This is a genomic window from Bifidobacterium aquikefiri (assembly GCF_002259795.1).
In the GTDB taxonomy this organism is placed as follows: domain Bacteria; phylum Actinomycetota; class Actinomycetes; order Actinomycetales; family Bifidobacteriaceae; genus Bombiscardovia; species Bombiscardovia aquikefiri.
Map to the genome: position 1 here is coordinate 246,546 of NZ_MWXA01000005.1, position 12,585 is coordinate 259,130.

Genomic DNA, 12,585 nt, shown 5'->3' on the forward strand with positions numbered 1-12,585 from the left:
TTCTCGTTATCGCTGGACATGATGCTTGGCGCGGAAGAACTTGCGTGGATACCTGGAAGTCCTATGACGTAGGCGTGAAATTCGGTACTCTGGCGAATCCTTGAAGTCAAGCATCGCAATCGTTGGAGCCCACCATAATCTGATTGGATCCAACTTCGATTTTTCAAATCTTGTGCCTCGATAGCTGCTGAATTCAGCTTCTACCTTGACTTTTGCTTCATGAATTCTTCCTCTTAATCTTGCAATGCCATAGCAACTCGCAACGATACCTATTTCACAGCCAGCAGCCATGACTGCCCCCGGAATCCCCTGTGCCCAAGGCAACGTTGCCCAGTGCGGTTCCGAACACATCGCGGCCCAACGATCGATGATGGAAGTCGCGCAACTCGCCGACCATACCAACAACCATCCGAGTTGAGGCGCACACCACGAAACCAATACAGCCAACAAGCCACAGACCGTTGCAAAACCGGCAAACGGTGCCACTACAAGATTGGCTGGGATGGATAGCACGGTAATTTCTGGCTGTAGAAGAATCTGAATTGGCAGTGTGAGCGCCTGAGCGGATAGAGCGATGGATACCATCTGAGCCATGCTTATTGGCATTATTCTGCGCAGGCTGGCAGTTAATCCGTTGGCCCACAGCCCTATCCCCAGCACAGCAGCACAGGAGAGCGCAAATCCATAGCTTGCCGCGAGTGTCGGTCTGACAATGAGAACAAAGGAGACGATGATGTTCAACTGTTGCACGCTCTGACCTTTTCTTCCGACAATCATCGCCAATGAGGCAAGACTTGCAGTCGTTGCCGCTGCTCGCAGCACTGAATCCGATGGAAACACAAGCCAGCCTAATATGACGCTGAAGATGCTGTGCATGATGGCGATTGGAAGCCTGGGAAGTCTGGACAACGCTCGAATCCAGCGACATAGGGTTGCTATCAAGGCAAAGTGGCCGCCCGAGACCGCCATGAGGTGTATGATTCCGGCTGATCTGAACTGATGTTTACTGCGTTGAACAAATCGCTCATCTAGCTCTGTACTTCCAGCTGATGTCTCATCGCTCAATTTCATCTCGGTCAGCGTACCCAAGGTGAGTCCCGTTACCAGCAATCGCCCCTGATCGCTCAGTCCTGTGACTACCTTGGCGAAACTTCTATGCATTGCATTGATTATCCGCCAATGCGGCGGTGGCTTATTGATCTCGGCTGGCCGTGTCTCGGCAGTGAACCATAATTCCTCGCTTCCCCATGACGATTGTTTCAAGGTGCCGAACACCTTATACGTCCCGCCTCGCTCAAGCCTTACAGCTTCACCTTTGATAAAGAGGTTCACTGTTGCTGATCCCTGTGTGCCGACGTGGTTGTATGCGATGGCAATAAGTCTTCCATGTGCCATGACATCGTATTCCAAGCGTACGGAACGCTGCCAGGGTTCTTCGAGTTTCATCACTGCCATTATGGTCAGGTTGTCAGATTGCGCAAGTGCCGTTTCCGCTCCGATTGACTGCGTTGCTGTGGCCTCGTAATTCAATGGATTGCTGGCCTGCGTCATGATTGTCAACAGCAGACACGATGTGACTGCCATCATCACTGCTGCCATGAGTGTGAGAAAGGAAGGAATCAGTCTCACAAGGTGGGTACAGCGCCAATGTTTTCGTGCTTGCAGCACGATGAGGACGATGATGAGTGACGAGATACACAGCATCAGTGGCATTGATCCGAGTCCGTGCGCTTGAGCAATGCCAAAAGTTCTGGATGAATCCCGTTCCGTGACATCGTAATTGAGTATCAGCGGCAGAAGCAGCTCAGTCAACCAGATGGTAATGGCTATGGGCAGCATGCGTAGATCATGATTGCCGTTGATGCGATCTTCAACGCTGCTCAATAACGAGCTGAATCGGTGCCGCTGCTCGGCCTTTTCATTGTATGATCGGTGCCTTCGCTTCCGAAGCATTGCATCGTCAGGAAACGCATGCTTCATTGGATTCTCACTTGAGGACGCAATTTTTCCAACGTTTTCGCACCTATGCCACTGACTTCGAGGAGTTCATCAACGCTACGGAATGAACCGACGCTTTTTCTGTATTCGAGAATGCGTTCTGCCATAACAGGACCCACACCATTGAGAGTCATCAGTTGCGTTGCATCTGCCATATTGAGATTGATTCGATTGTCAATGTCGGATGGGTTCTGCGCTTGTGCATCTTGCACCGATTCACCTGAAGCATTGGCATCAGGCTCTGTGCTAATTTCTGTGTCTTGTGAGTTGGAAATCTGAGCATCATGTGCTTGAGGCTCTATGTCGTCGCTTTCGGTCGATTCGTCAGATTCAGCATCGACACCCTGTGCCTCATCTGGTGAGGCATTGCCCATGTCTTGAACAAGTTCCGCAAGATTCTCGCTGTTTCCATAGTTGATTCTCTGCCGAATGAGCAAGGTCAGACTTGTAGCCAAGGCGCAGCTGAGAATCAAAATCACCATGATCGCCTGCGCCTGATTCAACACAAGACGTGGCCGGTCTCGTATTGTCTCTGCTAGAGGTGATAACGGACCAGACGCACCAGTGATGCGTGTGCCGTCAACCTGTGCATAATCCTCGCCAGACAACACAGGCAGGGAGGTTAACTCGCTGAGAAAGATATCGGAATCATCCGAAGGATGATTGTCCACTGAACCATTGGTTACAATGTTGCATCGTTCATTGATGCGATTGAGTCGTATTGTGTGAGGGTCCATCGTTTCATCGTCATCGAAAGCCCCTGCATGCACAAATGTTCACGACATTGTGGTCAAATGTGACGTGTGTGGCCTGGAAATCTGAAATTATCAGGCCAGATTGAACGAAATATCGAGTTGTGTGGCAATTGCGGAGCATAAAATCCGCATTTGCGTTAATTTATAAGGCCAAACCAACGTTTTTCACGATGGATGCCTCGCAATTGCCACAAAACTCAAAATCTCGGCAATGATTTGTCACTGATTCAGAGTTGAGGCACCACGGAGACAATCTTTGGAGCCTTGACGATTACCTTGCGCGGCGGCTTGCCACCAAGGTGATCCTGTACAGCAGGAAGTGCCAACGCCAAAGCCTGCAGCTCATCTGCCGAAATGTCGGGTGAAACCTCAAGCTTTCCACGGATCTTGCCTTTCACCTGTACAACGGCAGTGACATTGTCCTTACCGAGATATTGCTCTTTGGCGACTGGCCACTGTGTTGAGGAAAGAGAATCGGCATGACCAAGCTTCTCCCAAAGCTCCTCACAGATATGCGGTGCAACCGGGGCAAGCATGACCACCAATGGCTCAACGACTGAACGCGGAACAGCCTTCAGTGAGGTCAGATGATTGTTCAGCACGATGAGTCGAGAGATGGCGGTATTGGGCCGCATTGCCTCCATCTCTTCAGTCACGTCATGAATCGTGTTGTGCAGTAGCTTCAAGGTCTTGAGATCAGGCTGTTCATCGACGACCTTCACCTCACCGGAATTCTCATCAAGTACGTTACGCCACAAACGCTGCAAGAACCTCATGCCACCTATGACATTGCGAGTATTCCACGGGCGCGACTCTGAAAGGGGTCCCATGCTCATTTCATAGAGACGGAACGTGTCGGCACCATAGGTGCCATACATCTCATCTGGTGTAATGATGTTCTTAAGGCTCTTGCCCATCTTGCCGAATTCACGGAAAGCGGGCTCGCCATTCCACGTGTATGTGGTGTCCGAACCATCCTGATGTTCTTCAACTTCCGCAGCTGGAACATATTGACCACGGCTGTCGGTATACGCATACGCTTGAATCATGCCCTGATTGAAGAGCTTGTGGAATGGTTCCATCGAATCAACGAAGCCCAAGTCATAGAGTATCTTGTGCCAGAATCGTGAATAGAGCAAGTGAAGTACGGCATGTTCAACGCCGCCGACATACAGGTCGACGCCACCGGACGTACCCGCTGTCTCGTTGTGATGTGGTCCAAGCCAGTACTCACATTCAGCAGGATCAACCATATGCCGGCTGTCGTCCGGATCGATATATCGCAGGTAGTACCAGCAGGAACCCGCCCAATTGGGCATCGTATTCGTATCGCGGTGATAGCGCTTGGGACCGTCGCCAAGGTCGAGCGTGACATGGACCCACTCATCATTGCGACTCAACGGTGCTTCAGGGTTGGTCTCAGCATCCTCAGGATCATAGGTCTTTGGCGTGTAATCCGGAACTTCAGGCAGATTCACCGGCAGCATGTTGTCTGGAAGCGTGTGTGGGATATTGTCATCGTCATACACGACAGGGAACGGTTCACCCCAATAGCGCTGACGCGAAAACAGCCAGTCCCGCAGACGGTACGAAACCGTACCCTCACCTACATGAGCCTTCTGCAACCATGCGGTCACCCGAGCGATGGCATCGTCGACGCGCAGCCCATCGAGCGACAATGCATCGCCAAGCCTCTCGGTTCGTTCAGTCGAAGAGTTGATGACGATGCCATCATGGGACACGAACGCCGACTTGCCTTCATAATTGCTCAGATCATCGTCTGCATCGGCCAACGGCTTGACGGTATAGACCACGGGAAGCCCATACTTCGTAGCGAAATCATAATCGCGATCATCACCACCAGGCACAGCCATGATTGCGCCGGTGCCATAATCCATCAGCACATAGTCTGCGGTGAATATTGGCAGTTTTGCACCAGTGATCGGATTAGTTGCGTAGAGACCGGTGAACAGTCCGGTCTTTTCATTCTGCTCGTCGACACGGTCCTTCGATGTCTTCTTTTCAGCTTCGAGACGGTATGCGTGCACCGCCTCGGCAGGCGTTGCATATCCTCCCGTCCAGAGCGCTCTATGCTCGGATGGGATGTCACTGGGCCAGTCCTCAGGGACACTGTCAAGCAAGGAATGCTCCGGCGAAACGACTGCAAAGGTGGTGCCGAACAAGGTATCAGGGCGGGTTGTGTAGACCTTCATATCCTTGGGCTCAGAAGGCGTTTCGACTTCGAAATGTACCGAAGCGCCATGGGATTCGCCTATCCAGTTGCGTTGCATGAGCTTGACCTTCTCAGGCCAGTCAAGCATATCCAAGTCCGCAATCAGGCGGTGACCGTAAGCAGTGATTCGCATTGACCACTGACGAAGTTCGCGTTGGAATACGGGGAAGTTTCCGCGTTCGGAACGCCCTTCGGAAGTGACTTCCTCGTTGGCGAGCACAGTTCCCAGACCGGGGCACCAGTTCACCGGGGACTTGGAAATATAAGCCAGACGGAAGTCGTTGAGCACATCACTCTGTTCCAAAGCATCCAAGGATTCCCAGGACTCGGTTTCATGGCCGGGAATCGTGCGCTTGCCACTCTTGAAGGCACCGACAAGCTCGTCAATCGGACGGGCGGAACCTGTGCCCCCATCCTTGCGCACGAACTCGGGGTCATACCAGGAGTTGTATATCTTCGTGAAGATCCACTGCGTCCAACGCATGTATCCTGGATCGATTGTGGCGAACGAGCGGCGATCATCAAAGCTGAGGCCCAGACGGTGCAGCTGACGGCGCATGTTGGCGATATTCTGCTCGGTCGTGATTCTCGGATGTTGACCAGTCTGTACCGCGTACTGCTCGGCAGGCAAACCGAAGGCATCGTAGCCCATTGCGTGCAGCACGTTCTCGCCCTTCATGCGGTGATATCGACTCACCACATCGGTTGCTATATATCCCAGAGGATGCCCGACATGCAGACCCTTCCCCGAGGGGTATGGGAACATGTCCATGACAAAATATGGAGTGCGACCATCGGCATGTTTGCCACTGCCGTCCGTTAACTTGCCATCAAGATTCGCTGCCCAGAAACTACCCTGCTGCTGCCAGCGGTTCTGCCACTTGTCTTCAATTTTTTGAGCAAGTTCTGCGTTATACCGATATTCGGGTTCGGCTGGAACGTCAGCTTGTCCGTTATTACCCTGTTCAAAAGCCATATGTCGCATTATCTCCATGTATGTGGACACTGTTGCCCTAACAACAACCATTTCGGCGATAATCCTCCGTACTCGATTGCACAACGCATTCGACACGACGAATCAACGCTCAATACAAAAGACGCCCACTGAAAAGCGGACGCCTTCTTTGGTCATGTCACAGAACCTTACTCCTTCGGATCCGAACGCATGGGTTCGTGTCCATGTTCCTGATGACTTGTTCTCCAATGCCCGGACACTGCATTTGAACCATGGTAGTGATCATGGAAGTCAGGTTCAGTGCCGCTCAAAGGCAACTCGCGTTCCTCGGCACGCTCGATCATACTCGTATTTGATGGATCCAGGATGGCGATTGGTGCCTGCACCGGTTCGACGGCAAATCCAGCTGTGCGTCTCTGCATTCTGTTTGGCAGTCCTTCTGCAAGACGAGACAGCAAATAGCTGAGCACAAAATAGATTACAGCGGCAACAACCAGAGCCTGCAACATATTGAAATATGACGATCCAAGTCGACGTGATTCCTGAAGCAGCTCGGTATAGGTAATGATCGAACCCAAGGCCGTGTCCTTCAACACCACAACAAGCTGTGTGATCAGAGCTGGAAGCATTGCGATCAGGGCCTGAGGAACCTCTACGGACATGAGCGAACGCACAGGACTCATTCCCAGTGCCAGAGCTGCCTCACGCTGACCGTGAGGAAGATTGCCCACTCCAGAGCGAACAAGCTCAGCTACGACCGAACCATTATAGAGAATCAGACCCCATGTGACTGCCAGAAATGCAGAATTGTCAGCGAATCCGAAGGCTGCGAAGGCCTGCCACAGAAAGATCATGAACAGCAGCACGGGAACCGCACGGCAGAATTCAACGATAATTGACGATAACCAACGAATTGGTCCGAAATTGAGCAACCGTCCTATGCCGAAAACAATACCGAACAGGACTGAGCCGATGACAGCTAGAATCGTAGCCTTGACTGTACTCAGCAATCCCGGCAGGTAGAAGTCCTGCCACGCTTGCCAATCCAGTGCCGGCTTCCACAGTGACCAGCTCAGTTGATTCTGCCCTTGTGGCGGGTTTGCCAGACGACGCAGCACCAAGGCAATAAGGACGATGAAGACTATCGCACCAATGGTATTGGCGATGGCAATCTTACGACGTGCCTTGGGACCAGGTTCATCGAAGAGCACCGAACGTTTGTCGTCAGGAGCTCGACGCGTCAATTTTGGTTGATTTTCTGCGGAATCTGGTGCTGACGATGGTGTTGGCGACCCTGACAATGAGGATATGGCCGATGTTGTTGCACTCATGTATCGCTCTCCCTTATCTTCTCACCGCAAGTTTGTTTGACAACCACGTGGTAAGCAAACCGATTGGAATGATCATGATGACGTATCCGATGGCAAAGATGAGGAAGATGTATATGATCATCGAACCGTTGTTTTCAATCATCGAACTCATGAGGCTCGATGTCTCTGTGCCGACAGAAGCCGCAGCGGCAACCGTTGAGTTTTTCAGCAATGCAATAAGCGTGTTGCCAAGGGGCGCAACCGCACCTCTGAACGCCTGAGGCAGAATAACGATGCCGGCAGATTGCATGAACCCCAAGCCAAGGGAACGGGCGGCTTCCGCCTGACCGATGGGGACGGTGTTGATGCCCGAACGAAGCGATTCGCAGACGAAGGCAGCCGTATACAGCGAAAGCCCGCTCACAGCGAGCCAGAAGAAGTTGGTATCGAAGTTATTGGAGAACTGGAACTTGAGCTGTCCGAAAGCTCCAAGCACCATGAATACCATGATGATGGTCAGCGGCATATTTTTGAACAGTTCGACATATCCAGTTGCAAATCCGCGCAGACTGGACACAGGACTGATACGCATCATCACCAATACGAGACCGATGATCAGCGAGAACAGCGCACTCCACAGTGTGAGTTCAACATTGACCTTGAATGCGCCCAGCACATCGTATGAAGTCAACAATGTTACAAAATCCGACATACTTCATCACTTTCCACAAGTCGTATGAACTTGGTGCCAATTCATGCAATGTCTCGAAAGAACCAATGAATGGATCGACTCTGCTGATGTCTATCCATGGTTGCCGAGCCTGTGTATTGAGTCAGCACAGTCATGATGGACACACACAATCAATGGAGTTCGCAATGCCATGAGAGGCATTGCGAACTATCGAATCCTAGAAATCAGTGGTACTCGACTTGGCATCGAATACTGTCGGTGGGTTGTACTTCGCATTAGGCGTGTAACCTGTACCCTTGGTTGCGGAATCAATATACTTCTTCCACGATCCGTCACTCACCATATCTTTGAGAGCGGCATTGATCTTCTTGACCAACTTCGTGTCGCCCTTCTTCACACCGATGCCATAACGTTCCTCGGTGAATGGCTTGCCAATGACCTTGAGCTGACCGTCACCCTTTGCTGCAGCAAGTCCTGCAAGAATGATGTCATCGGTAGTTACTGCATCGACCGTGCCGGAAATCAAAGCGGTCACGCATTCAGCATAACCAGTTTGTTCCATGAGCTGCACCTTGTTGGCGAATTGCTTCTGAATGGTCTGAGCGGATGTCGAACCGGTCACTGAACAGAGTTTCTTGCCGTTCAGGGACGTCGGTCCTGTAATTGACTTGTCGTTTGCACGTACCAGCAGATCTTGTCCGGCCACGAAGTATGGTCCAGCAAAGTCGACGACCTTCTTGCGATCATCAGATATGGAATACGTGGCGACTACCATGTCGACATCACCGTTTTGGATCATGGTCTCGCGCTGTTTGGAAGGAGCTTCCTTCCAAACGATCTGATTGGCTGAATAGCCTAGCTTCTTGGCGACATATTTTGCGACGTCCACGTCAAAGCCGGTATAGGTGCTGCCCTGCTTAAATCCAAGTCCCGGCTGATCAAACTTGATGCCAATCTTAAGCTGTGGGCCACTGGATGAGCTGCTTGAAGAGCTGCCGCATGCTGCCAGGGACCCCAGCGCAGCCACGGAGACTGCAGCTGCAAGAATCTTACGCATTACTCTTTTCATCGGGTTCTTCCTTCTCTTAAATGTACCGAGCATTCCACTACGATCGATAAGGCAATAGTGGGAATGCAATTCAAACTACAGGTCAGTTGTTTCAGCTTTTGAAACAACGACTACATGCTGAGACAAAAAATGTCTCAGGCTTCACCAACTTGCGAGCAAGAAATGTTGCACCAAGCATCGAAAACTTCACCGAAGGCACCAGGATATGGATATCAGTGATCAAGAATCTTGCTGAGGAAGTCCTTGGCACGGTCGGTCTTGGTATGAGTAAAGAACTCTTCTGGAGTTCCATCCTCAAGAATTTCACCATCAGCCATGAATACGACTCGATTAGCTGCCTGACGCGCGAAGCCCATCTCGTGGGTGACTACGATCATGGTCATGCCCTGCTTGGCAAGATCAACCATGACGTCAAGCACTTCGTTGATCATCTCAGGATCGAGAGCGCTGGTTGGCTCGTCGAAGAGCATAACCTTCGGATGCATTGCCAGGGAGCGGGCGATGGCGACGCGCTGCTGCTGCCCACCGGAAAGCTGTGCAGGAAGCTTGTTGGCCTGAGAATCGACGCCTACGCGGGCGAGCAGTTCCATCGCCTCTTTCTCGGCAGCAGCCTTGCTTAAACCCCTCACCTTGCGTGGTGCAAGAGTGACGTTGTCAAGAATCGTCTTGTGTGAGAACAGATTGAATGACTGGAATACCATGCCAACCTCAGCACGGAGCTTGGTCAATTGCTTGCCCTCTTCAGGAAGCGGCACTCCATCAATCGTTATGGTACCGGAGTCAATGGTCTCGAGACGATTGATGGTACGGCAAAGCGTTGATTTTCCAGATCCCGAAGGACCGATAATAACAAGAACTTCGCCCTTGGTGACCTTGAGATTGATGTCCTTGAGAACATGAAGATCACCAAAATATTTCTCTACATGGCTCATTTCCAACAATGGTCTGTTCTCATCCGTCACTGGGCGATCAATTGCATCCAGTAATACAGGTGCAGTACTTGTTGTCATATCGGAGCGATCCTTTCTATGTGGTCATGCGACCATCAGAGATCATGAACAAATAAGGTCATAGATTACCTGATTATGGTCGATAACTTAGCACAGCATTGTAACGTTTAGATTCCGATGCTCAGTTACTTGAACAATCTCGAGCGCGTCAGGAACCAGGTGACAACGACTGAAAGTACCATGGAGACTATCACAATTGCGGCGAATCCCCAAGGCTTTCCAGTCAGAGGCATCCCGAACATACCATTCTGGAAGTTCATGCCGTACATGGAAAAAATAAGCGTTGGAATGGAAAGTGTAATTGAAATGATGGTGAAAATGCGCATCACATTGCTTACATTGTTCGACACGATCGAGGCAAAGGCATCGGTCATTCCCGAGAGAACCCCGGAATAGATGTTAGCCATCTCGATGGCCTGTTTGTTTTCGGTGATGACGTCGCCAAGCAAATCCTCATCGTCGGGATATTGCCGAATGCGTTCAAGACTGGTGAGTTTTTCAAGCACTATTTCATTCGACTTCAAGCTGGTCGCGAAGTAGACCAATGTCTTGCTTAATTCCAACAGCATGACAATTTCGCGATTCTGCATCGAGTGCCGCAACTTAAGCTCGAGCTTGTCCGATTCCTTGTCAATGAATCTCAGATATCGCAAATACGTTGTGGCATTGCGGTAGAGAACCTGAAGAATGAACCGCGACTTCATGTAGGTATTGAATCCGCGAATCGATCCTTCCATGAAAGGATGGAGAAGATTCGTATCCTGAATGCAAACCGTGATGATGAGATCCTCGGTGACAATGATCGAAAGAGGGATTGTCTCGTACCAATCGCGGCCGCCACGTTCTTCAACCGTTGGAATGTCCACGATAATCATCGTGTATGCATCCTCGACATCGACACGCGAACGTTCCTCATCATCAAGAGGAGCACGTAGATCTGCAAGGTCAATGCCGGCAGATTGAGAGACGTTGGCAAGCTCGACATCTGATGGATTGCTCAGGCATAACCATGATCCAGGTTCTGGTTTGTCTATCTGTTCGATTTGTCCGCTGACGGTACTGAATACCCTCATCATCGCTATCACCTGCCTCTCATGCATAACGTCACATACAACGCTGCTGTTCGGTTCGGTTACATATAGTGCGGCTTGCAGTCGCGCAACCTCAATAAGGATAGTCGAGCCACTGACAAAAGGCGACTTTTGTGACTTTGCTGAACGCCTTCTTTTCGAAAAGCATGCAATACCAATGCGAAGATGCACTTCTCACCGAGATTGTGAGTTTTGCGGCAATTCCGGAGTATAGCCAATGTTTTTTTGCTTGCCACCGGACGAAATTTCAATGGTTTTGGCTTCGTATACTTCACTACTGCCGCAAAACTCAAAAAATCCAACGAGGCATATCAAACTTGTTATTTGCTCTCGTTGAGCAGTGGCTCCCCCGCAGCATAGCGCTTCATATTTTCTAAAACGATGCTCAGAACCTTGCGGCTTGTCGCTTCAAGATGACTTCCACCTGCGACATGAGGAGTGATAAGGCAATTGGGCTCGTTCCACAGTGGATGATCTTCGGGCAAAGGCTCAGGCTCCGTAACATCTATGCCGGCAGCCTGGATCGTCTTGTCATGCAATGCAGCTGCCAAGGCATCCGAATCTATGGCATCTCCCCTACCGACATTGAGCACTATGGCATTGGGCTTCATCAGGCTCAGAGTATGCCGATTGATCAGATGCCTGGTATCTGGTGTGGAGGGAAGACTCATGGCTATCACGTCAGACTGTGGAAGCAGGGATTCAAGCTCTTCAAAACCATGCATGTCATCAATGCCTGGTGCAGATTGAGAAGCATTTCTGCGAACACCAGCGGTGTAGCAACCGACGGCCTTAGATAAGACGGCAAAATGCGAACCAATGTCACCAGTTCCCAATACGAGGACCTTCACCTCATCCGGTGTAGAAACGGGACCTTCATCCTGCCATAGATGTTTATTTTGATTGTCGCGATACAGGTGGATGTTTTTCAATAAAGTCCACATCATGGCGAACATGTGCTCACCTACAGCCTGCCCATAAGCACCGGATGCACCAGAGAGCTTTGCCCCTTTGGCAAGGATGCCTTCACCCGTATACGAATTGACACCGGCGCTGAAAGTCTGCAGCCATTTCAGATTCTTGCATTCCTTGATTTCAGATGCGGGTGCATTGCCAATGACCACAGTAGCCTTTTCACGAAGCTCCTGCGGGACATGGCAGAGCCAGACCATGTCGTTTCTTTGTTTCGCATCCCCAACGAATTCCTGGTGAATTTCAGGAACCGCAGACCGAAATGACTGTTGCTCGGCATCGGTCAACGGCAAGCAGTTTACAATACATTCTTCGACCATATAGTCCTCCCCAAACTGAGACATGGTACGTTGAGTCAGTAATACAATTCCTCGTCCATATTCGCGCATTGCCCAGACGATGATCGAGCGAAGTCTGCGACACTCAGCATAACCCAAAAAACCGGCAATTGCAGAGGTGGAGAAGAAACAGAGAAAAACATAAAAGGCTGAATCGTTGAAA

The 12,585-nt window shown here is 50.7% G+C and carries 9 protein-coding genes; all 9 read right to left on the reverse strand.

Going from position 1 to position 12,585, the window contains the following annotated elements; all coding sequences use genetic code 11:
* Positions 1 to 6: 6 nt before the first annotated feature.
* A complete protein-coding gene (locus BAQU_RS04960) occupies positions 7 to 1,980 on the reverse strand; it encodes a ComEC/Rec2 family competence protein (RefSeq protein WP_094693282.1) in 1,974 nt (657 codons plus the stop codon).
* Entirely contained in the window at positions 1,977 to 2,735 is a 759-nt protein-coding gene (locus tag BAQU_RS04965) for a helix-hairpin-helix domain-containing protein (protein ID WP_143241969.1), read from the reverse strand. The genes BAQU_RS04960 and BAQU_RS04965 overlap by 4 nt, the downstream gene beginning before the upstream one ends.
* A gap of 245 nt (positions 2,736 to 2,980) precedes the next feature.
* Positions 2,981 to 5,962 carry a leucine--tRNA ligase gene (leuS, locus tag BAQU_RS04970; protein ID WP_094693286.1) on the reverse strand — a complete coding sequence of 994 codons (2,982 nt, stop codon included), beginning with the start codon at positions 5,960 to 5,962 and terminating at the stop codon, positions 2,981 to 2,983.
* 167 nt (positions 5,963 to 6,129) lie between these two features.
* On the reverse strand, positions 6,130 to 7,272 hold the full coding sequence (locus tag BAQU_RS04975) for an amino acid ABC transporter permease (RefSeq protein ID WP_094693288.1): 1,143 nt from the start codon (positions 7,270 to 7,272) through the stop codon (positions 6,130 to 6,132).
* Positions 7,273 to 7,285: 13 nt separating this feature from the next.
* A complete protein-coding gene (locus BAQU_RS04980; protein ID WP_094693290.1) occupies positions 7,286 to 7,963 on the reverse strand; it encodes an amino acid ABC transporter permease in 678 nt (225 codons plus the stop codon).
* A 196-nt stretch (positions 7,964 to 8,159) separates the two neighbouring features.
* Positions 8,160 to 9,011: a glutamate ABC transporter substrate-binding protein gene (locus BAQU_RS04985; protein ID WP_094693292.1), complete on the reverse strand. Its 852-nt coding sequence runs from the start codon at positions 9,009 to 9,011 to the stop codon at positions 8,160 to 8,162.
* A 212-nt stretch (positions 9,012 to 9,223) separates the two neighbouring features.
* The gene (locus tag BAQU_RS04990; protein WP_338022695.1) at positions 9,224 to 9,943 is read right to left on the reverse strand and encodes an amino acid ABC transporter ATP-binding protein; all 720 of its coding nucleotides are present in this window, start codon (positions 9,941 to 9,943) and stop codon (positions 9,224 to 9,226) included.
* Between the two features lie 203 nt (positions 9,944 to 10,146).
* The gene (locus BAQU_RS04995; RefSeq protein ID WP_094693964.1) at positions 10,147 to 11,097 is read right to left on the reverse strand and encodes a magnesium transporter CorA family protein; all 951 of its coding nucleotides are present in this window, start codon (positions 11,095 to 11,097) and stop codon (positions 10,147 to 10,149) included.
* A gap of 335 nt (positions 11,098 to 11,432) precedes the next feature.
* A complete protein-coding gene (locus tag BAQU_RS05000; RefSeq protein WP_094693296.1) occupies positions 11,433 to 12,404 on the reverse strand; it encodes a D-2-hydroxyacid dehydrogenase in 972 nt (323 codons plus the stop codon).
* Positions 12,405 to 12,585 lie beyond the last annotated feature (181 nt).

What these genes read in the sequence shown, in the direction of transcription:
- BAQU_RS04960 (WP_094693282.1), bottom strand. Translation starts at nt 1,980, where the DNA reads ATGAAGCATGCGTTTCCTGACGATGCAATGCTTCGGAAGCGAAGGCAC.
- BAQU_RS04985 (WP_094693292.1), bottom strand. Translation starts at nt 9,011, where the DNA reads ATGAAAAGAGTAATGCGTAAGATTCTTGCAGCTGCAGTCTCCGTGGCT.
- BAQU_RS04975 (WP_094693288.1), bottom strand. Translation starts at nt 7,272, where the DNA reads ATGAGTGCAACAACATCGGCCATATCCTCATTGTCAGGGTCGCCAACA.
- leuS (WP_094693286.1), bottom strand. Translation starts at nt 5,962, where the DNA reads ATGGCTTTTGAACAGGGTAATAACGGACAAGCTGACGTTCCAGCCGAA.
- BAQU_RS04995 (WP_094693964.1), bottom strand. Translation starts at nt 11,097, where the DNA reads ATGATGAGGGTATTCAGTACCGTCAGCGGACAAATCGAACAGATAGAC.
- BAQU_RS04965 (WP_143241969.1), bottom strand. Translation starts at nt 2,735, where the DNA reads ATGGACCCTCACACAATACGACTCAATCGCATCAATGAACGATGCAAC.
- BAQU_RS04990 (WP_338022695.1), bottom strand. Translation starts at nt 9,943, where the DNA reads ATGAGCCATGTAGAGAAATATTTTGGTGATCTTCATGTTCTCAAGGAC.
- BAQU_RS04980 (WP_094693290.1), bottom strand. Translation starts at nt 7,963, where the DNA reads ATGTCGGATTTTGTAACATTGTTGACTTCATACGATGTGCTGGGCGCA.
- BAQU_RS05000 (WP_094693296.1), bottom strand. Translation starts at nt 12,404, where the DNA reads ATGGTCGAAGAATGTATTGTAAACTGCTTGCCGTTGACCGATGCCGAG.